This window comes from Paraburkholderia sp. AV2, assembly GCF_054968425.1.
Map to the genome: position 1 here is coordinate 49005 of NZ_JBANLK010000002.1, position 20168 is coordinate 69172.

The following is a 20168-nucleotide window of genomic DNA, read 5'->3' on the forward strand; positions in this document are numbered from 1 at the left end:
CGGTGGCCGGCCAGGTCTTGTCAGCCGCCGCCGGGCAGGCACACGATGCCGCCGATTTCGGCCGCGATCCCCACGAGACATTCGCGCAGCAGTGGCGCGGCATGCGTAACGAGCCATTCGCGCGGGCATTGCTGCGAAGCGCCGCAGCAGTTGATCGCATAGCGCTCGCCATCGGGTGCCGTGAAGGCGCCGGCGATCGCGTTCAGGCCGTCGTGCCAGTCGCCTATCGTCATGGCGTAGCCCCGCCCGGCGGTTTCGGCGACGGCTGCGTCGAGGCGGCTGCCGAAAAGGCCCCAGTCGTTGCCGGCCGCGGCCTGCAGCGCAGCGGTGACCGTGTCGCGCTCGGGTGGCGTGAGAGAGGCGAGCCACGCCCGCCCGACGGCCGTGCGGCTCATTTCGATGCGCGAACCCACGTCGAGCCGCGAAACCAGCACGGCCGAACGCGGACGGATCGCGTCGATTACGGCCATTTCCAGCCGGTCGCGCACGGTCAACTGGACGGAAAGCGCGGTGCGTTCGGCAAGGCGTGTGAGATACGGCCTTGCTCGGGTGCGGATATCGGAGTTGCGCAGGAAGCCGTTGCTCAAATCCAGCACGGCCGAAGTCAGCACGAAGCGCTCGCTGTCCGGCAGGCGCACGAGAAAGCCGGTGCTGACGAGCGTGCCGGTCAGGCGCGAGACCGTTGGTTTGGGAATGCCGGTCAGGTCGGTCAGCTCGCGGTTGGAAAGCGGGGCGTCGGCAGCGGCAATGCAGCGCAGGACGGCGAGACCGCGCGCGAGCGCCGTCACCTCGTCGGCCGCACCGTCTTTGTCGCGAAGCGCCTCGGTGCGCACTCGCGGATCGGTTGCGGAAGTCATCTCAGGTCTATTTGCGTTTTTTTGAAACAGTATTTCAGCAGGTACCGCGACCCTGGAAGTGGGCCGGGACCATTATCGCGCACTTATTACGCACCGGCGCGGTGCAGCAGAAATCGCCTGAGAGATATTAAAAACCGGCTTAAATAGTCAACCGATTCTTAGGGATACGGGCTTTATCGAATGGCGTAATCCGGAGAGATTTTGCTTGACTTAGTCAGCAGCTCAGTAAAAAATGGAACCGCATTTCGACATGACCCCGCGGCACGCGGGTTTTAATGTGCCGCGGCATATGCATTCCGCATAACGCAGTCTGATTCGGGGCGGCGGCGCGAGTCGAAATACCCTCTCTCAGGTTCTAGCACGGCCCTCGGAATGGCTAGAACTTTTAAAGCGTCACGTTCACACGTGGCGCTTTTTTTTTGATATTGGCAGGGTGAAGGGAAAGGAATAGCCGCGGCTGCTCACGCCGGTATGAAATGGCGTTTTACGTTAGCGTTGTTTCAGGGGCTCCGCCCTTTTCTCTGGCCTGGAATCGAAGGCCCCGCGGCAGGCCGTCTCCTCAGACTACCGTTTCCCGTTCGGGCGTGGCCGTGATCTTGTGGATCGACAGATCCGCGCCATTGAACTCTTCCTCCTGGTCGATGCGCAGGCCGACGGTCAGTTTGAGCGCGCCGTACACGATGGTCCCGCCGAGCGTGGCCACCACGATGCCGCCCACGGTCCCGACCACTTGCGCCCAGAAGGACACGCCGCCCATGCCGCCTGCCCAGTGCATGCCGAAGATGCCGGCTGCGATGCCGCCCCAGGCGCCGCACAGGCCGTGCAGAGGCCAGACGCCGAGCACGTCGTCGATGCGCCAGCGGTTCTGCACGCAGGTGAACATCGTCACGAACAGCACGCCCGCTACCGCGCCCGTTACGAGCGCGCCAAGCGGATGCATGAGGTCCGAGCCCGCGCACACGGCCACGAGGCCGGCCAGCGGGCCGTTATAGGTGAAGCCCGGGTCGTTGCGGCCCGCGAGCCAGGCGGAGAGCGTACCGCCCACCATCGCCATGAGCGAGTTGACGGCCACGAGGCCGCTGATCTTGTCGATACTCTGCGCGCTCATCACGTTGAAGCCGAACCAGCCCACCGCGAGCACCCACGCGCCGAGCGCGAGGAACGGAATGTTCGAGGGCGGATGCGCGGCGACGCGTCCGTCGCGTGTGTAGCGCCCGTGTCGCGCGCCGAGCAGGACCACGGCCGGCAGCGCGACCCAGCCGCCGAACGCATGCACGACCACCGACCCCGCGAAGTCGTGGAATGGCGCGCCGAACCAGTGCGTGAGCGCGTCCTGGATGCCGAATCGCCCGTTCCAGACAATGCCCTCGAAGAACGGGTAGATGAAGCCGACGATCACGAAGGTCGCGAAGAGCTGCGGATTGAACTTCGAGCGTTCGGCAATGCCGCCCGAGACGATCGCGGGAATGGCCGCCGCGAAGGTGAGCAGGAAGAAGAAGCGCACGAGGGCATAGCCGTTGTGCTGGGCGAGCACGTCGGCGCTGGCGAAGAACTGCACGCCGTAGGCGATCGTGTAGCCGATGAAGAAGTACGCGATCGTGGAAACCGAGAAGTCCACGAGAATCTTCACGAGCGCGTTGACCTGGTTCTTCTTGCGCACCGTGCCGAGTTCGAGGAACGCGAAGCCCGCGTGCATCGCAAGCACCATGGCGGCGCCCAGCAACAGGAAGAGCGTGTCGGTGCCGGTCTTGAGAGTGTCCATCTTGATGACGTGTCGTGGTTGCCCAAAAAGAGCGCATCCATGAGCAAGATGCGGGCCAGCGGCGCGCCAAAGCGGTGAATCGGGCTCCGCGGCGGATCATTGAGTCGCTTCGTGCCGGTGCGTGCGTGCACCGGGTCGGGAGAAAGGCATCGGCGCAGGGGCGAGTGCGGTGCGTGTGCGATGCTTTCATTTACAGCGTTCTCGCACAATTTGTGTGCTAGTGCTCGAACATGGGGAATGCGAGCGCCAATTCGGGGAGATTTATTTGATTTTGCTTTCTGTTCAAGAGTGATGTCAGCAAGCTGAAACAGAGCGGCGCCGGCGGCCGCGTGCGGCGCGTTTTTATCCGGGGACACGCGGAATGTCCCTCCACGCGCAAACGCCGACATAATGGCTGGATCGATTCACCCCATCGTCCGACCCGCCACTGCATGCGACTAACGACCAAAGGGCTGCTGCTGATCGCGATTCCCGCCGTTTTCGAACTGACGCTGCTGCTCGGCATCGTCAGGGCGCAGAGCGATGCCGAGGCCGCCGAAAGCTGGAGCCAGCACAGCCAGGAGGTGCTGGCCCAGGCGGGGCGGGTGCTGGAGCCCGTGCTGATCGAATCGGTGCAGCTGCGCGGCGCCGTGGCAGCCGGCGATGCGGCATTCACGACGCCGCTGTCCACATGGGTGGAGGTCGACGAGCGTATCGACCAGCTCGTCGACCTCGTTGCCGACAATCCCGGCCAGGTCGAGCGCGCGGTACGCATCCGCCAGGCGGTGCAGAACTACCGGCATTGGTCGGAACGGGTCCAGGATCTGTTGCACGCGAAGCGCAGCGGCGAACTCGTCGACCGCTTCCGCGAACTGACCGATGCCGACGTGCTCGATCGCGTGCGCGCACAGATCACGGCGTTCCAGACCGAGGAGCGCCGGCTCGACGTCCTGCGCGTCACGGCTGCCGAGGAGGCGCGCGCGCAGCAGCAGACGCTCGTGATCACCGCGGTGACCGGTTCGATTGCGTTCGTCGCGCTGGCGGTGTGGCTCTTTACGCGCGGCGTACGCGGACGACTTCTCGCGCTGTCGGACAACGCCAACCGTCTCGCGGGCAACGAGCCGCTGGCGCCGCTTACCGTCGGCAACGACGAGATTGCGCGGCTCGACCTCACGCTCCACCAGATCGGCCAGCGCCTCATCGAGGCCGAACGCGCGCGGCTCGGCTTCCAGGCGGACCTCGCGCGTCGCGCGGAGCAGCTCGCTCAGATCAACGAGAACCTGCGCCAGCAGACCCAGGAAAACGAGATGTTCATTCACAGCGTCTCGCACGATTTGCGCGCGCCGCTCGTGAACCTGCAGGGTTTTTCGCGCGAGCTGAACCATGCCTGCGACGACCTGCGCGCGCTCGTTGCGCGCTCGGCGCTGACGCCCGAGGCGCGCGCCGAGGTGGAGCGGATCGTCGATGCGGACATTGGCGAGGCGCTGCGCTATCTGCAGACGGCCGTGCTGCGGGCTTCGCACATCATCGACGCGCTCTTGCGCCTCGCCCGCGTGGGGCGCGTGGAGTACCGCCGTCAGCGGGTCAACGTGCGGGAGCTCGTGCAGCGCGTGGTGGACGCCATGCACGGGTCGATCCGCGCCCGTGCGGCGACGGTGAGCGTGCGACCGCTGCCCGCGGTGTGGGGCGACCCGACGGCGCTCGAGCAGGTTTTCGCGAACCTGATTGGCAACGCGCTCAACTACCTCGATCCCGCGCGCGAGGGCAAGGTCGAGATCGGGACGGCACCCGCGCCGCCCGGCGTGGAATCGCTGCAGATTTTCTACGTGCGCGATAACGGGCTCGGCATTCCCGAAGTGGCACTGCCGCGTCTTTTTCAGGCATTCCAGCGGATGCACGGCCATATCGCGCCAGGCGAGGGGATCGGGCTTGCGCTTGTTAGGCGCGTCGTCGAACGTCACGGCGGGCGCGTGTGGGTGGAATCGCGCGAGGGCGAGGGCACGACGTTCTATCTTTCGCTGCCCGACGCGCTGGCGCAGGTGCCGCCCGCGCCGGGCGAGGCCGTCATGCCGGCGGCCGCCGGGGGTGGCGAGGCTACCCGCGCGGCCGGTTAGCGCGACAGCCCGTGGCTCGACCTGAAGAGTCGGCGCGCGCGCAGCAGGCGCCGGCCGCGGATCGACCAGACGCTGCCCGCGACGATCAGCATGAGCGCTAAACCCAGCACCGCGCGCGGATCGAGGTGCAGGCCGAACGGCGCGGCGCCCGGCGAGAGGAAGCTTTGCGCGAGCACGAGCAGGGCGCCCCAGAAGGCGATCGCAGCCTGCACGACGAGCCGCGTGCCCGCGCGGTGGCGCATGCGGTCAACGAAAGTCGCACGACGATGCGTGCGCGAGCAAAAAAAAGCGATCGCCAACAGGGCGATCGCGAGAAGCACAATCCAGTCCGTCAGGTCCATCACAACTACTCCTAAAGCAGTTAAGTACTTTAGGCATCTGTGACATCGGACGATATAGGACATGTCTCAAAGAACGGCACGCCCGTCATTCATCGGGGCGTGCGCCGGTGCGGCCAGCGCGCCTTACGGCTCGATGCGGGTGCCGAGCAGCACCAGGAACTGCCGCAGCCACTCCGGATGCGCGGGCCACGCCGGGGCGGTGACGAAGGGCGCGTCGGTCACGGCGCTGTCGATCGGAATGTCGGCGTATTCGCCGCCGGCCAGGCGCACTTCGGGCGCGCAGGCCGGATAGGCCGAAATCCGCCGGCCGCGGATTACCTCGGCGGCGGCAAGGAGCTGCGCGGCGTGACAGATGGCCGCGACTGGCTTGTTCGCGCCCGCGAAGTGGCGTACAAGCTCGATCACCTTGGGATCGAGCCGCAGATATTCGGGCGCGCGGCCGCCGGCGATGGCGAGCGCGTCGTAGGCGGCCGGGTCGATGTCCTCGAAGGTTGCGTTGAGCGTGAACTGGTGGCCCGGTTTCTCCGTGTAGGTTTGGTCGCCCTCGAAGTCGTGGATGGCGGTCTTGATCCGCTCGCCAGCCTTCTTGCCGGGGCACACGGCGTCGACGCGGTGGCCCACGGCCTGCAGTGCCTGGAAGGGCACCATCGTTTCATAGTCCTCGGCAAAGTCGCCGGTGAGGAAAAGGATCTTCTTGACTGCCATTGCACGCCTCCCGTGTTGGATGGTGGAACAGATTGGACCCCAATGCAGTCTACTCCAGCATGATTGACGCTTCTGTTACGCCCCGCCTGCCGCCCGATATCGTCTGGCGCGCCTACCTACCCGGGCGCGACGCCGCGCCGCTCGCGGCGCTCTTTCGCGCGGCGGTGACGACGCTCGCGGCCGCGCGCTACGATGCGGCCCAGCGGGCGGCGTGGGTGTCGTCCGCCGACGATCTTGCGGCGTTCGACGCGAGGCTTGCGCGCGGCACGACGCTCGTCGCGGTCCATGCCAGCGCGAGCGTGGCGTTCGGTCAGCTCTTTCCGGCCGATCACGTCGAGATGCTCTACGTCGCGCCGGATTGGGCGCGGCGCGGCCTCGCTTCGGCGCTGCTCGGACGCCTCGAGGCCGTGGCACGGGGGCAGGGCGCAAACGTACTGAGTGCGCAGGCGAGCGCGCTTGCCCGGCCCGTATTCGAGCGAGCCGGCTTTTCGCTGGTTTCACCTCAGGTAGTGTCGCGCGGCGGCGTATCATTGCCGCGCTTTCAGATGGCCAAGCCGCTCTTTGCGGCCAAACGTTCAGGATGACCATGTCTTTCAGGGTATCGATACACCGGGCCTGCGTGCCCGTTCTGGCCTGTGCGCTGCTCGCGGCGGGCTGCAGCAAGCAGGACGCCAGCGCGCCCGATCTCGCGGGCAAGTCCGCCGACGCCGCGCAGCAGGCGGTGCAGCAGGCGGCCCAGCAGGCCGCCGATCAGGCCAAACAGAAGCTCGACGAGGCCGCGAGCTATGTGAACCAGCAGGTCGACGCCGCGCGCACGGGGGCGCAGCAGCAGATCGACAACGCTTCTTCGCAAACGCAGGACGCGAGCGCGTCGACGGGCCAGCTCGCCTCCGCCGCGCAAGGCCAGTTGAGCGATGCGGCGAGCGACGCCCGGGCCATGCTCGGCCATGCCGCGGCCGCTGCGGGCACCGGGCTGCAACTGACCGGACGCACGCTGCAGCAATGGGCCAGCAGCACCGCGGCGGCCTCGTCGCCGGCGGCGAGCCAGTGAGCACGAACTTGACGTCCGCGATTAATGTAATTACTATGGTTACACTTTTCGATGCAGGCTTCATGGCAGGTTCGGCGTGAACACGAGTAGCCGCTTTGCGTTTGCCGTCCACGTGCTTGCGCTGCTCGCGCAGCAGCAGGGCGCGCCGCTTTCGTCGGAGATCATCGCCGGCAGCGTGAACACGAATCCCGCGCTGATCCGGCGGCTCCTCACGATGCTCGCGAACGCGGGGCTTACGGGTTCGCAGTTGGGCGCGGGCGGCGGGGCGCTGCTGGCGCGCGAGCCCGGGTCGATCACGCTGCTGGACGTGTACCGCGCCGTGGACGACGCGCAGCTTTTCGCCATGCATCGCGAAGAGCCCAATCCGGCCTGCATGGTCGGGCGGCATATCCAGCACACGCTGCGCGGCGTCATCGACGACGCACAGTGCGCGATGGAGGCGTCGCTCGCGGCGCGCACGCTCGCCGATGTCGTCGACGATGTGGAGCGCAGCGAGCGCAGGCTCGAACGGACGCGCGGTACGCGTGGGGCGGCCAGGGCGTGAGGATCATGGACGTCATCGCATCACTCACCGGGGCTATGCCCCGTTTTTTAACGCTTTATATGTAACTACATTGGTTACATAAAACCGTACGACAGGAGTTCAAACATGAGCAAGTCGCTGAATATCGCTCTCTTTGGTGCAACCGGCATGATCGGTTCGCGCATTGCCGCCGAAGCCGCGCGCCGCGGCCACCGCGTGAGCGCCCTCGTGCGCGAGCCGGGCCGCGTGGCGGCGGGGCCGAATGTCGTGGCGTCGAAGGTCGACGTGCTCGACGCAGGTAGCGTGGCCGCCGCAGTGCGCGGTCACGGCGTGGTCGCGAGCGCCTACGCGCCGCCGCACGATCGCGTGGCGGACGTTCTGATCGCGAGCCGTGCGCTTGTCGATGGCGTGCGCGCGGCCGGGCTCAAGCGGCTCGTCGTGGTAGGTGGCGCGGGCTCGCTCGAAATCGGACCCGGCAAGCAGCTCGTCGATTCGGAGAGCTTTCCCGCGGCGTGGAAGGGGATCGCGCTCGCGCATCGCGACGCGTACGACTATTACCGTACCGTCGCCGATCTCGACTGGACGTTCTTCGCGCCTGCCGCGATGATCGCTCCCGGCGAGCGCACGGGCCAGTTCCGCACCGGCGCGACCGCGCTGATCGCCGATACTAAGGGCGAGAGCCGCATTTCGGCGGAAGACTACGCGGTGGCATTCGTCGACGAACTGGAGCAGGGGCGCTTCGTTCGCCAGATCGCCACGGCGGGTTATTGATGCCGTAGCGGGGAGGCACGCCGGCCGCGCGAGGCGCCGCCGGCGTGCCGCGCCGCTTTTCGCCAGGATTCTCGCTGACATTCTGTTACGCGGGCGTGCCGCGCGGGCGGCTCGACTGCCGCTAAACTGGAGCGTCCTGTTCTTGCCTTTGCGACATGAATTCACGCTCCGGACGGGACGGCGCACGGGTCCAGCCGGCGTGCGCCGGGTGGCCCGCGGTTGCTCCCGTTTTTGACCGGCACCCGGCGCAGGCGACACGCTCGCCGCTGAGCCAGGGCTGGCTGACGCTGCTCGCCTGTCTCGTGCTCTGGTGCGCCTGCGTGCCGCTCGCGTTGGCCCAGGCGGTGGTGCCTGCGCCCGCCGCGCCTGTTCTGCCGGCGCTGAAAAGTCTTATCACGGGCCAGCCGGCGGCTGCCTCGGGCGCGTCGGCAGCCGAGGCCGCATCGGCCCCCAGCGCGGCCAGCCAGGCCGAGTTCACCCGCAATCTCGACAGCGTGATCACGACGCTCGACAGCGACCGGCAGCGCAATGCGCTCGTCGCGCAACTGAAAAAGCTGCGCGACGCTTCGCAAAACGTCGCGCCCGCGCCGGCTTCGGGCGCGGCGGGCACGTCGGGGCTGCTCGGCGCGATCGCGTCAGGGCTCTCGTCGGTCGAAGCGGATGCGCGCCGCGGCCGCAGTCCGGTGCACTACTGGGCCGGACGGTTCCGGGCGGCCGGCAACGAGCTGTATGCGCTCGCGGCGGGCGAGGACGAGGAGCGCGCGGGCGGTCTCGTGCTCCACCTGCTTGGCATGCTCGTGGGCTGGGGCGCCTGCGCGCTCGCGCTGCGCTGGCTCGTGCGCCGCGTGCTGCGGCGTTTTTCCGTCGACACCGGGCTGCAGCCCAATCCCACCACCATCGAGCTCGGCGTGTTCGCCCTGCAGCGGGTCGGACCGTTCATCGTCGCCTTCGTGGCGGCGCTCGTCGTCGAACGCGCGTTGTCCCAGTCCGTCGGCCGCACGATCGGCCTCGTCATTGCCTATGCCATTGTCGCGGGCGCGGTGTTTTCGGCCATCTGTCTCATCATGTTCTCGCTGTTCGGGTCGGGGCACCGGCGTGCCGCGGTGCGTGTGCTGATCGCGCGCGGGCGCCGGCTGCTCTTCGCGATCGGCGTGTGCAGCGCGCTCGGCGACGCGGCCACGAATTACGACGTCGCGTATCAGATTGGCATCAACCTGGCCGCGCTTGTCTCGACGTTCGCCAACATGACGGCGGCCGTGCTGACCGCCGTATTCGCCATGACCTTCAGCCGGCCCGTTGCGCATCTGATCCGCAACCGCAGCTACCAGCTGCGCCACGACCACAAGGCGCTCACGGAAATCTTTGACTTGCTGGCCTCGATCTGGCACGTGCCGATGCTGCTGCTCGCGGCCGCATCGATCGTCGCGACCGTGGGGGGGCTCAGCAGCAGCGAGAACGTGCTGCAGATCTCGATCGTCACCGCGCTTCTGCTCGTGCTCGCGTTCTTCCTTTCGGCGGTCGTCCGGCGCCTCACGCGGCCGGATCCCGCGCGCATGCGGCGCCGCTCGCCCTATTTGCGGCGGCTGCTGCGATTTGCGGGCACGCTCGCCATCGTGTTCATCTGGCTCGCGTACTTCGAATCGTGCGCGCGGCTGTGGGACATCTCGCTAGCGCGCATCATCGAGGCGAGCGTCGCCGCGCGAGGCATCGCTCATGCGCTATTCGCAATCGGCGTGACCGTGTTCTTCGCATGGCTCACGTGGATCGTGCTCGATACCGCGATCCTCGAGGCGCTCAATCCGAGCGGTCCGCGCGCCAAGGGCCGCGCGCCCAGCGCACGCGCGCGCACCATGCTGCCGCTCGTGCGCAACGCGCTGCTCGTGACGATCCTCACGATCGCCGGGATCGTCACGGCCGCGAACCTTGGCATCAACGTGACGCCGCTGCTCGCGGGCGCCGGCGTGATCGGTCTCGCGATCGGCTTCGGCGCGCAGTCGCTCGTGAGCGATCTCATCACGGGGCTCTTCATCATCATCGAGGAGACGATTTCGGTGGGCGACTGGATCGATCTCGACAACGGCCATGCGGGCACCGTCGAGCATTTGTCGATCCGCACCGTGCGCCTGCGCGACGGTCAGGGCGCGATACACGCCATTCCGTTCTCCCAGATCAAGATCGTGAAGAACCTCTCGCGCGACTTTGCGTATGCGGTCTTCGAAGTGCGCGTGCCGTTTTCCGTCGAGCTCGATACCGTCACGCGACTGATTCGCGAAGTGGGCGCGGAGCTGGTGGCCGATTTCCGCTACCGGCGCGAGATCCTCGGGCCCGTGGAGGTGTGGGGGCTCGACCGTTTCGAGCCGAACTGGATGGTCGTCAAAGGGCAGATCAAGACGCGGCCGCTCCAGCAGTGGAGCGTGGCGCGCGCGTTCAATGCGCGGCTCAAGCACCGCATGGACGAGGCCGGCATCGACATGCCGGTACCGCAGATGCAGGTGCACATGAGCCCGCGCGGCGCGGACGTTCCGCTGCACGAGGACGATCTTGCGCCGCCTTCGCATGCGGCGGCCTCGAAGGAAGGGGTGCGCGACGCGTCGCACGAACCACGCCCGGCGCCACCGCCCACGGCCAGCCCCGACAGCGCGCCGCCGCAGATTCCGACCGCAGGCAGCCGAGGCTAGTCCTTTTCGGGTCGTTCGGACTGCTTTTCAATCGTTCATGCCGCGGCGGGCAGCAGCGGCAACACGTCGTTGACGTGCGTTCCGATCTACGCGGCGGGTTGGGCGTCAAACAGGACGGGTTCGGCGGGGAGGTTCATCGGTGCAGGGGTGTTCGGCTGCGGATGAACAGGGCGATATCGGTTTGCGTCGGGAGAGAGTTTTCATATAATTCCCCTGTGCTGGCTCCAGATAGAATAAATTTCTACGCAAGGGGAAAGGCGGAAATGGATGTAATCGACAGAAAGCTCGTCGAGTTGTTGCAGCAGGACGCCACGATGCCGGTTGCCGAACTCGCGCAGCGTGTCAATCTTTCGCAAACGCCGTGCTGGAAGCGGGTTCAGCGTCTCAAGGAGACAGGCGTGATTCGCGCCCAGGTGGCGCTGTGCGATCCGAAGAAGCTGGGCGTGGGGACGACCGTGTTCGTAGCGGTGCGCACGAACCAGCACACCGAGGCGTGGGCGCAGAGCTTCACGCGCGCGGTGCAGGACATTCCCGAGATTGTCGAGGCCTACCGCATGAGTGGCGAGACCGATTATCTGTTGCGCGTCGTGGTGTCGGACATCGACGACTATGATCGCGTCTACAAGCAACTGATTCGCGCCGTGCCCCTCTCCGACGTGAGCTCGAGCTTCGCCATGGAGCAACTCAAGTACTCGACGGCCTTACCGGTACGAACCGGCTAAGGCGGCCGCCGCGAAGCAAGCCGCTTGCAAGGCGCCCCGGCGTAGAATGCCCGCTTTGCTCCTCACTTTCCGGCGAACCATGAACGAACCGCGCAAGAAGAATCCCGCCTTTGGCGTTGGCGTGCTCATCGTGGTGGTGGTGCTCTTCGTGATCGGCACCGTGCTGTTCAATGCGATTCGCGGCAAGCGCGAATACGACGAAGCGAATCCGGGCCAGCCGGCGAGCGCCGCAGCGAGCGCGAATGCCTCGCCGCCGGCCGGCACGGGGCAGTAACGTACCTCGCGGTCCTTTACAGCGCTGTACCCGCGCTTGTACCCGCTCTTCCGCTACGCATCGGGCAGCCGGATCACGCTCGCGTCCTTGCGGATGAGCCAGGACGCGGCCAGCATCTGCTTGCATTGATGCGCGAGCAGTTTCAGTTCCTGCGCAAACTCCGAGGACGGCCCCAGCGCGCGCTCGGTCTCGACCACCGCGGTGTCGAGATCGCGCGTGAGCCGTTTCGTGAGGTCGATCTGATCGGCGGGGGCCGGCGTTCCCGATTCGGCAGCGACGAGGTTTTCGTGCACGCATGAGAGGGCCCGTTCGAGCGCATCGGGCGCGGCCGTCTGACCGGGCTTTGCCGAGGCGCGCAAGAGCGGCGCGGCCGCCGTGATCTGCGAGGCGAGCACGTGGCTGCGGATCAGGAGGTCGTTCAGTTCGGCGACGTACTTCTGCGCCGACTTCGGCTCCAGCATCATGCGCTGGAAGGCCTGGCCCAGATTCGCAAACGCCACGTGCACGTTCTTGCGCGCGAGGCGGTAGCGGAAGTCGGCCGGGGGCGCGGCGCCGGCCAGCGCGGGCTCCGCCTGCGTCTGCGCCGCGCGCGTGCCCCGACCCCAACTGGCTTCGAGATACTGGCGCATCGCGCCGATCATGTCGTTCACGAGTTTGCCCATCAGCCGGTATTCCCAGTACGGGAACAGATGGCTCGCGGCGATCGCGATCATGCAGCCCACCATGGTGTCGATGGCGCGCTCGCCGATGATGCGCATGCTGCCGGGCGCAAGCAGATGGAACATCAGCAGGACATAGGCCGAAGTGAAGACGACGCTCGCCGTATAGTTAAAGAGCAGCAGGCTGTAGCTCATCACCATGGCCGCGAACATCGCCACGAGCAGCACGAGCGGGTGCTTCACGAGCAGGATCAGGGCCACGCTTGCCGCGCAGCCGATCAGCGTGCCGACGATACGCTGCGCATTGCGCTGGCGCGTGAGCGAGTAGCCGGGCTTCAGGATGATAATGGTCGTCATCACGATCCAGTAGGCGTTGGTGAGCGGCAGCAGGCGCCCGAGCCAGAAGCCCACGGCCACCGCGATCGTCACGCGCAGCGCATGCCGGAAGCTCGGCGAGGCCATGGTGAGGTTCGAGAAGATTTGCCGGAACGGCACGCGCCGGCTCGTGACGAAACGCTGCAGGGCTTCGTCGAGGCGCAGTTCCGTTTCGGTCGTCGGCGCCTCGCTCGTGAGGCTGCGGCGCATGCGGTCGATCAGGCGCGTCGCGCTCCAGATGCGCCGGAACGACGCCGAGACCGCCGCATAGGCCTCCGGGTCGGTCTTCTGCAGATCGCGCTTCCTGAGCTGTTCGAGCTCGTATTCGATCGCGCGCAGCTCGGCTTTCGCGTTGACGCTCACGCGCGGCGCTTCGTTCTGCAGCACGGCAAGACCAATGTCCTCGAGATCGGCGGCGGCCTTGCGGATCAGGTCGCGATAGAACGCGAGCAGGTCGGAGCCGCCGAAGGTATTGCGCACGAGCGGATAGTCGGTGTGGGCGCCCACGAAAAGCTCGTGCAGATCGACCGTGTTGATGAACAGGTTGAAGTGCATGGCGCGCACCGGGTCGAGCTTGCCGCTCCTGAGCTTCGGCAGGCTGCGCAGCACGATGTCGCGCGCCGCGTCCTGGCGCTCCACCGCGGCGATCTGTTTGGCGACGAGGTTGCGATAGCACTCGTCGAGATCGTTGTCGAGGTCGAAGAACTGGGCGCGCGCGAGCAGGTAGTCGGCGCAGGCGAACACGCTCTCGGCGATCGCCTGCTGCTCGATGCGGTGGAGCATCAACTGGCTCACGAGCGTGGACCAGGCCGTGTACCAGAGGCCGCCCAGCAGGATCCATAACGCGTTGACGAGCGCCTGGTGCGGCGTGAAGTGTTCCTCCAGCGTCATCACCATCATGAACAGCGTCGCGAAGCTGATCTGCGGCCAGCGATTGCCGTACACCACGATCAGCGAGAGCACGAAGGTGAGCGGCACGACGGCGGCCCAGAGCGCGACCGGGTTGACGGTCGCGAGGCCCGTTGCGTAGGCGGCCAGGAAGCCGATCGCGCTGCACGCGAGCATCTCGTTGCGCTTGTACTTCAGCGGACCGGGCATGTCGACCACGCAGGCGCCCAGCGCGCCGGTGGAGAGGGTGAAGCCGAGCTCGCTCTGGTTGAAAACGAACAGGCACAGCACGGCGGGAAGCGAAATGCCGACCGCGATGCGAAGGCCGCCATAGAAGTACTGGCTATAGAGGAATTTGCGGATTTCTACCGAATAGCGCATCGACTGCCGATGTGGTTCAAGAGCGGGCGGCGCGGAAGTGCACCGCGGAATGGCGGTGAGTCTAACTGATTTCGCCAGGGGGTTGAGCGGCCGTGCCGGCGGGGGCTGGCCGGGCGTGATGCGAGCGCTGGCGGCAGGCGCGCTCAGGCCGTCGGATCGCCGAGCAAGCCGCGGGTGCCGTGGATGCGGCGCATGCGTGTGCGATACCAGAAGGTCCAGGCGAGCAGGCCGCCAAATACGCCGTAGCCGATCACCGGCGAGACGACGAGGAAGCGCTCGATGGGCCAGGTGGCGGCGAGCCACGCGCGCAACGCCGCGTCGGCGGTGAGGCCGAGGCCCCAGACGGCCGTGAGCATGCGCATGGCCGAGACGAACTCGCGGCGCTCCTGCCAGAGCTGTTCGAAGCGTGCGACGCCCTCGGGCGTTTCGCGAGCGACGGTCGCGCGCGCGAGGTAGTACACGAGCGGGCGGCGCGCGAGCAGCGAGGCGAGGAAGGTGACGCCGATGGCGCCCGAGGCGAGGCATTCGCGCATCAGCAGCACGCGCGGGCCGCCGCCGAAAGCCATGGCGGCGAGCGAGAGCGCAATGCCGAGCAGCACGATCGCGGCGAGCGCGTCAACGCGCCGAAAGCGCGCAAGCTCGACGATGCTCCAGGCGACCGGCGGAATTGCCGACGCCACGAGGCCGCCCACTTCGCCGTAGTGCGGATGGGCAAGGCGGTACGCGACCCAGGGGAGGAGCAGATTGACCGCCAGTTCGGCGACGAATGCCGGGCGCAGCTTCATGCGATGCGTCCTCGCGTGTCCATGTTGATATGAACCCAGTATGGCCGAACGATGACCGATCGGCAAACGGCGGCGCGAAGCCCATCTGGCGGCCGCCTGTGCGACACTCGCAGATGCTCCGCCCCGCACCCCGGCATGCCTCTTCTAACTGTTTCGCCGTCCGATATGTCCGTCCGCTATCCCGTCGCTCCCCACGAAGTCGAACTGGTCGCCGTGCGTGCGCAAGGCGCGGGCGGCCAGAATGTCAACAAGGTATCGAGCGCGATCCACCTGCGCTTCGATATCCATGCGTCTTCGTTGCCCGACGTGATCAAGATGCGCCTGCTCGCGCTCTCCGACCGGCGCGTGTCGAGCGAAGGCGTGGTCGTCATCAAGTCGCAGGAATACCGGACGCAGGAGCAGAATCGCGCCGCGGCGCTCGCGCGGCTCGACGAACTGATCGACAGCGTGAGCGTGACGCGCAAGGCCCGCGTGCCGACGCGGCCCACGCGGGCGTCGAAGATGAGGCGTCTGGAGGGGAAGGCCCGCCAGGGCGAGGTGAAGGCCGGCCGGCGGCGCCGGCCGGCGGCGCGTGGTCGACTGAGCGAGTGGAGTGAGGCGCGGCGCCGGCGGCCGGGGCGTGCCCCGGCAGAATTCAGTGCGCCGTGTTCGGCACGTCGAGGATCAGGATGATGGTCCAGTCGGCGTCGCCTTCGTGATGGTACTGGCGCTCCGCGACGATGAACGGCTGCTGCTTGCCCTCGGGGCCGAGGAACAGCACGTCGCCTTCCATCGGGAGGCATTCGACCGGCGGCAGTGCGAGGAACGCGTCCTGCTTGCCGCGCGGCATCAATTTTTCGATTTTGCGGGATGCCTCTTCCGTCCATTCGATATCGAGCTGGATGTTGCTCATTCTGTTCTCCGCGCGAGGGGCGCACCGTTGCTGGGTCAATTCGAGGTGCGCGACTTTAGCATACCGCGCGCGACAAAAAGCCGATGCCGGCTACCCGTGCATCAGCTTTCAAAAAGAGGACGGCGCGGCGCTCGCTCGATGCCGCGCGCCGCATTACTGAGCCGGCATGTCCTTGTGGTGATGATGCGGCTTCGCGTGTTCCTTCATGTGCATCGGCGCCGGAGCGGCTTCCTGACGAGATTGCAGTTCCTGCGCGTGCTGTTCGACATCCGCTGCCCGCTGCGGGTCGGTGCTCATCGTGACGCCGTGTTCGTCTTGCGCGTAGGCAGCACCCGTCAGGGCGGAAAGCGAAATCAGGACTGCGAGGGACATTTTTTTCATCATTACCTCCGTGGAAGCGGTTTATGGACCCAGCCGTTGCCTGGCAAGGCAAAACGCAGGCGGAATGGCCATGCCATTCTAAGGAGCAAATATACGCTCCAGATGAGGTTGCGGAGTTGAGGATGCGCAGCGTTACATCTTGTTACGCTGCGCCGTAGCAAACGATGACGTCAAAACCAGCCGATCATGCAATAGACATGGAACTGTGCGATGCCGATCAACTCGTGCAAGGCTATTTGCGCGCTTTCCAGATTGGCGAGGCGCGGCCGCCAGCCGGTGAGCGCAACGCGCGTGCCGGAGACGACCGGCAGCGGGTCGTTGCCGTCGCGCCGGAAATCGAGCAGGGCGCGCGGCATCTGATATGCCGAGGTCACGAGCAGCAGCGTGGTGCCGGCCGCATCGGGCCAGGTCTGGAGCAGGCGCGTTACGTTGCGCGCGTTCTGCCACGTCGTCAGACTGGCGTTTTCCAGCACGAGGTCGCTGCGCGCGACGCCGGCGCGCAACAGATACGGCGCATACGTGTCGGCTTCGGTGGCAGCGTGATGCTGGGGGTTGCCGCCGCTCACGATCACCCGGCAAATGCCGCCCGCCGCGCGGCATCGCGCGTAGAGCGACGCAGCGGTCGCGAGCCGCGGGTAAACGTCCTGCGGCGGCACGAGGACGCCTGCGTCGTTCACATGCGTGCCGCCGCCAAGCACGACAATGGCCGTGTGCGCCCCGAAGGGCCGGGGCAAGGGCTTCGCCGGATCGTAGGGGGTGCGATACGCTGCGGGCTGGGCGAGATCGAGCAGCGGGCCCGTCAGCCAGCCGGAGGCGAGCAGCCAGAAAAAGACGATCGCGCCGGCGGCGACGATCACGCGAGCCCGGCAGCATAAGACGAACAGCGCAAGAAAAGCCGCGAGGAAAACGAATAGAATCAATTTGAATGAGGTAACGTATGATTTCGGGGATAAAGCATCTGCGCACATGCGTTGCGAGCGTGGCGCCGCGCAGTCGTTCCGAAGGCGCTCATCGCGCCTTCACGGGGCCCGGACAAGCTCGCAGTTTCTGCCTGCTTCCGACTGACAGCGAATGCGCATCGACGGCTAGCCGAAGCAGGCTTACCGCTTTGTGACTGAGCGCAGCGGCCTCTCTGGAAGGTCGCATTTTAAGAAAGAAGTGAGATGGCCACGTATTCCAACGAAGCAGTACTCGAAGCGTTGCGGCGGGTGCAGTATCGGCAGGTCCCCTGGGCGCGACGTCCCGAAGTTTTTCAATATCTGCGCGGGCTTGGGCTGATGGAGACGGTGCGGCAACGCACGGTGGCGCCCGCGCCCGGGTTTCACGCGCCCGTCGACATCGCGGTGCTCACCGACCTCGGGCGTGCCGAATTCGCGCGTCTCGCGCGCGACGAGCGCTCGCTCCACTGGGCCGATCATCGCATCGCCAGCTATGCGGCCCAAGGCAGCGTTTCCGAGTCGGACGTACCCGCGCGCCAATAGGTTCACGGCGCGGCCAGGGCGCCGGCTCGGCGCCTCTGTCCGTTCCGGACTGCTTCGGGTCGCTCGACATCAAAAAAAAGCCCGTATCGGACGATACGGGCTTACCGGAATTACTGCTGCCACGCTGTGCTTGATGGCATTAGGTAGACCGGCGCGACGCGCAGGGGTTCCCGTAAAGCATCGGTGTGCGCGTGAGGGTTTACGTCCAGGGCGCGAGGCGCAGGCGTGCTTGCGACCTCTCAACGGCGTGGCGACGCGGGCATGGCTTCGCGCGGCGGCATGGCGCGCTGGCGGGCGTTGTCGGTGATGTCGGCGCGTAGATCGCCGCGCGGCACAGCGGGATTGGCTCCGCCTGGGCGGGGCGCGCGATCGGGCGGCCGGGCGCCAGCGTGGGGCAGGTTCCCGCCGTCGGCGTTATGTTGCGGCGGCTGAGCGGCGGTGACGCCACAGGAGAGTGCGGCAATCAGGGCGAGGGCGGTGAGCGAACCCATGCTGCCCCGAACGAGCAGAGTCATGGATTTCATGGCGGCTTCCCGTCAATACGGGTTCTCGACGTTTGTAGACATGGGTCTACCCTAGCGTCGGCCGCGAAAGCAGGGTGTAAATGTTGGTAAGGAGATGTTTCCCCTGCCTGGGCTATCGCCAATCCGGGAAGAAGAGGCCGGCTCATGCGGGCGGCGCTGGCGCGCTCGCGAAGGTGTCCGGCGTGGCCGGGCGCGCGAGGCGCCCGGCGGGAGAAAGCGGAAAGCCGACGCTCAGGCCATCTTGACCGGCGTGACCGGTGCGCGCCACGACTCCGGATTGGTCCAGAACGCGCCGCGCAGGCGATCGCGGCTCGGCGGTGCGGGCGGCTTGGTGGCCGTCGCGCCAATGCGACCGCGCAGCGAAATCTCGCGGCCGTTCGTGCTCAGGCGTTTCACGATCTCGGCGAGGGTGCCGTCAGCCTGCCACTCGTCGAAACGGCGGCGGCAAGTGGGCGGTGACGGATAGCGGCCCGGCAGCTTGGACCAGCCTTCGCCTGTCGAGAGTACCCACAGTACCGCGTTGACCACCGCACGCGCTTCGACGCGAGGCCGTCCGCGCCGTTCGCTCCGCGCGGGTTCCGCGCAGAACAACGCCTCGACCAGCGCCCATTCGTTATCTCTCAAATCGTCGAACAGCATCATGTCATTCACCTCAGCGAAGCTATCTCCGGTGCGCTGCCCCGCGCTGCGCACTCTTCATGTACGCCCGTCCGGAGGGCGGGGTACCAGGCGGGACCTCGAGGCGGGCTGGATGATTGTGGTTTCCAGTCCGTCCGTCGATCCTGTGCATGCCCTTATGCGAGAAGCGTGCCAATTCGTACGCTTTCGTCTCGGAGCCGCGTGGCATCAGGCCCGCGCGGGTGCTTGCCAGGGGCGTATTCGACTCGAAATCGCATAGAGGGGATATCGGGACAATCACCAATCTTGTGCAAATTGGCTCGCCAGGCGTGCGTTTGCGCCGTATTGCTGCATTGCGGCGAATAATCGCCGCGGCCCGTTTCGGCGATGCAGCGCCCATCTGGCCACGCACAAAGGCGCTGATATAAAATTGCATGAAAAACCATGATTGATGAATTGGACCGATGAATGTGACGCTACGGCAGTTGCGGGTCTTTATCGAAGTGGCGCGGTTGCAGAGCTTCAGTCGCGCCGGCGACGAAATCGGGCTGACCCAGTCGGCGGTGAGCCGCTGCGTGCGCGAGCTCGAGGCGGAGATCGGCGTCAAGCTGGTGGACCGGACGACGCGCGAGGTGCAGTTGACCGACGTCGGCGCCAATCTGATCGCGACGATTCCCCGTCTTATTGGGGACCTCGACGACGCGTTGCGCGAGATTCGCGAGATCGGCGAGCAGCGGCGCGGGCGCGTGGTGGTCGCGGCGAGCCCGACGGTGGCGTGCCGCCTGATGCCCGAGGTGGTCGCCGGATGCTCACGGCAGTTTCCCTATGTCACGCTCGGACTGCGCGACGACGTGCAAAGCGACGTGGTGCGCAAGGTGCGCTCGGGCGAGGTCGATTTCGGCGTGATCATCGGGCCGTTCGCGGCGGAGGACCTCGACACCGAAAAGCTCACGACCGATTCGTTCTGCGTGGTCGTGCGCGGCGACCACGCGCTCGCGGGGCGCGATCGGGTCGGCTGGCGCGAGCTCGACGGCGAACGGCTCGTGATGCTCGACTACGCGTCGGGCAGCCGTCCGCTGATCGATGCCGTGATGGGCGAGCAGGGCGTGCGCGCCTTGGTGGTGCAGGAACTGGGGCATCCGGCGACCGTGTTCGGCCTCGTCGAGGCGGGCGTCGGCATCAGCGTGCTGCCGTGGCTGGCGCTGCCCGTGCCCGCGGGCTCGTCGCTCGTTGCCCGCGCGCTCGTGCCGCGCGCGGAGCGAACCGTCGAGCTCGTGCGGCGGCGCGACCGCTCGCTTTCGCCGGCCGCCGAGGCCGTCTGGGCGCTGATCAGGCAGATCGGCGGCCGCCCGGAGACGCTGGGTTAGCGCCATAACTAGAGCGGTGTGTCGGATGCGGGGCTCGCCA

20 protein-coding genes and 2 pseudogenes are annotated in these 20168 nt (G+C 66.6%); 11 read left to right on the forward strand and 11 right to left on the reverse strand.

Translation table 11 applies throughout. The features are described from left to right. Positions 1-20: 20 nt before the first annotated feature. Both V8683_RS01980 and V8683_RS01985 read right to left on the reverse strand, forming a co-directional pair. Positions 21-857 carry an IclR family transcriptional regulator gene (locus tag V8683_RS01980; RefSeq protein WP_411189161.1) on the reverse strand — a complete coding sequence of 279 codons (837 nt, stop codon included), beginning with the start codon at positions 855-857 and terminating at the stop codon, positions 21-23. Positions 858-1416: 559 nt separating this feature from the next. Continuing rightward, positions 1417-2619 carry an ammonium transporter gene (locus V8683_RS01985; RefSeq protein WP_411189162.1) on the reverse strand — a complete coding sequence of 401 codons (1203 nt, stop codon included), beginning with the start codon at positions 2617-2619 and terminating at the stop codon, positions 1417-1419. Positions 2620-3050: 431 nt separating this feature from the next. Between V8683_RS01985 and V8683_RS01990 the strand changes: the two genes are divergently transcribed. Beyond that, positions 3051-4712: a sensor histidine kinase gene (locus V8683_RS01990; RefSeq protein WP_411189163.1), complete on the forward strand. Its 1662-nt coding sequence runs from the start codon at positions 3051-3053 to the stop codon at positions 4710-4712. On the opposite strand, the gene V8683_RS01995 is transcribed toward V8683_RS01990, so the two are convergent. Together V8683_RS01995 and V8683_RS02000 are read right to left on the reverse strand one after the other, a co-directional pair. After that, positions 4709-5053 carry a hypothetical protein gene (locus V8683_RS01995; protein WP_411189164.1) on the reverse strand — a complete coding sequence of 115 codons (345 nt, stop codon included), beginning with the start codon at positions 5051-5053 and terminating at the stop codon, positions 4709-4711. The two genes, V8683_RS01990 and V8683_RS01995, sit on opposite strands and share 4 nt — an antisense overlap. A 123-nt stretch (positions 5054-5176) precedes the next feature. Next, positions 5177-5758 carry a DJ-1/PfpI family protein gene (locus tag V8683_RS02000; RefSeq protein ID WP_411189165.1) on the reverse strand — a complete coding sequence of 194 codons (582 nt, stop codon included), beginning with the start codon at positions 5756-5758 and terminating at the stop codon, positions 5177-5179. A 59-nt stretch (positions 5759-5817) separates the two neighbouring features. Between V8683_RS02000 and V8683_RS02005 the strand changes: the two genes are divergently transcribed. The 7 genes from V8683_RS02005 (at position 5818) to V8683_RS02035 (ending at position 11777) form a co-directional block, all read left to right on the forward strand. Continuing rightward, complete coding sequence (locus V8683_RS02005; RefSeq protein ID WP_411189166.1) at positions 5818-6342, forward strand: GNAT family N-acetyltransferase; 525 nt, start codon at positions 5818-5820, stop codon at positions 6340-6342. A gap of 2 nt (positions 6343-6344) precedes the next feature. After that, on the forward strand, positions 6345-6809 hold the full coding sequence (locus V8683_RS02010) for a hypothetical protein (RefSeq protein ID WP_411189167.1): 465 nt from the start codon (positions 6345-6347) through the stop codon (positions 6807-6809). Positions 6810-6885: 76 nt separating this feature from the next. After that, the gene (locus tag V8683_RS02015; RefSeq protein WP_411189168.1) at positions 6886-7353 is read left to right on the forward strand and encodes an Rrf2 family transcriptional regulator; all 468 of its coding nucleotides are present in this window, start codon (positions 6886-6888) and stop codon (positions 7351-7353) included. A gap of 105 nt (positions 7354-7458) precedes the next feature. Next, the gene (locus tag V8683_RS02020) at positions 7459-8103 is read left to right on the forward strand and encodes an NAD(P)-dependent oxidoreductase (RefSeq protein ID WP_411189169.1); all 645 of its coding nucleotides are present in this window, start codon (positions 7459-7461) and stop codon (positions 8101-8103) included. 155 nt (positions 8104-8258) lie between these two features. Continuing rightward, positions 8259-10781 (forward strand): mechanosensitive ion channel family protein, encoded by a 2523-nt coding sequence (locus tag V8683_RS02025; protein ID WP_411189170.1) that lies wholly within the window; start codon positions 8259-8261, stop codon positions 10779-10781. Between the two features lie 263 nt (positions 10782-11044). Then, complete coding sequence (locus V8683_RS02030; protein ID WP_411189171.1) at positions 11045-11503, forward strand: Lrp/AsnC family transcriptional regulator; 459 nt, start codon at positions 11045-11047, stop codon at positions 11501-11503. Between the two features lie 79 nt (positions 11504-11582). Continuing rightward, the gene (locus V8683_RS02035; RefSeq protein WP_411189172.1) at positions 11583-11777 is read left to right on the forward strand and encodes a hypothetical protein; all 195 of its coding nucleotides are present in this window, start codon (positions 11583-11585) and stop codon (positions 11775-11777) included. A gap of 53 nt (positions 11778-11830) precedes the next feature. Here V8683_RS02035 and V8683_RS02040 read toward each other — a convergent pair whose 3' ends face one another. Then, the gene (locus tag V8683_RS02040; RefSeq protein WP_411189173.1) at positions 11831-14080 is read right to left on the reverse strand and encodes an FUSC family protein; all 2250 of its coding nucleotides are present in this window, start codon (positions 14078-14080) and stop codon (positions 11831-11833) included. 143 nt (positions 14081-14223) lie between these two features. Next, the gene (locus V8683_RS02045) at positions 14224-14865 is read right to left on the reverse strand and encodes a VC0807 family protein (protein WP_411189174.1); all 642 of its coding nucleotides are present in this window, start codon (positions 14863-14865) and stop codon (positions 14224-14226) included. A gap of 165 nt (positions 14866-15030) precedes the next feature. Between V8683_RS02045 and arfB the strand changes: the two are divergent. Continuing rightward, positions 15031-15423, forward strand: a pseudogene (gene arfB / locus V8683_RS02050) (alternative ribosome rescue aminoacyl-tRNA hydrolase ArfB); the annotation flags it as partial. Between the two features lie 76 nt (positions 15424-15499). Here arfB and V8683_RS02055 read toward each other — a convergent pair. From V8683_RS02055 to V8683_RS02065, 3 genes are all read right to left on the reverse strand, one after another. Then, positions 15500-15757: a DNA-binding protein gene (locus tag V8683_RS02055; protein WP_411189175.1), complete on the reverse strand. Its 258-nt coding sequence runs from the start codon at positions 15755-15757 to the stop codon at positions 15500-15502. Positions 15758-15910: 153 nt separating this feature from the next. Continuing rightward, entirely contained in the window at positions 15911-16138 is a 228-nt protein-coding gene (locus V8683_RS02060) for a hypothetical protein (protein WP_411189176.1), read from the reverse strand. A 170-nt stretch (positions 16139-16308) separates the two neighbouring features. Continuing rightward, positions 16309-17058: a YdcF family protein gene (locus V8683_RS02065; protein WP_411189177.1), complete on the reverse strand. Its 750-nt coding sequence runs from the start codon at positions 17056-17058 to the stop codon at positions 16309-16311. A 243-nt stretch (positions 17059-17301) separates the two neighbouring features. Between V8683_RS02065 and V8683_RS02070 the strand changes: the two genes are divergently transcribed. After that, the gene (locus V8683_RS02070) at positions 17302-17619 is read left to right on the forward strand and encodes a hypothetical protein (RefSeq protein WP_411189178.1); all 318 of its coding nucleotides are present in this window, start codon (positions 17302-17304) and stop codon (positions 17617-17619) included. Between the two features lie 239 nt (positions 17620-17858). Here the strand turns inward: V8683_RS02070 and V8683_RS02075 are convergent, their stop codons facing one another. Together V8683_RS02075 and V8683_RS02080 are read right to left on the reverse strand one after the other, a co-directional pair. Next, the gene (locus tag V8683_RS02075) at positions 17859-18143 is read right to left on the reverse strand and encodes a hypothetical protein (RefSeq protein ID WP_411189179.1); all 285 of its coding nucleotides are present in this window, start codon (positions 18141-18143) and stop codon (positions 17859-17861) included. Between the two features lie 252 nt (positions 18144-18395). After that, positions 18396-18782, reverse strand: a pseudogene (locus V8683_RS02080) (transposase); the annotation flags it as partial. A 443-nt stretch (positions 18783-19225) separates the two neighbouring features. Here V8683_RS02080 and V8683_RS02085 point away from each other — a divergent pair. Then, positions 19226-20128, forward strand: coding sequence for a LysR family transcriptional regulator (locus tag V8683_RS02085; protein ID WP_411189180.1), 903 nt, complete (start codon positions 19226-19228; stop codon positions 20126-20128). Positions 20129-20168 lie beyond the last annotated feature (40 nt).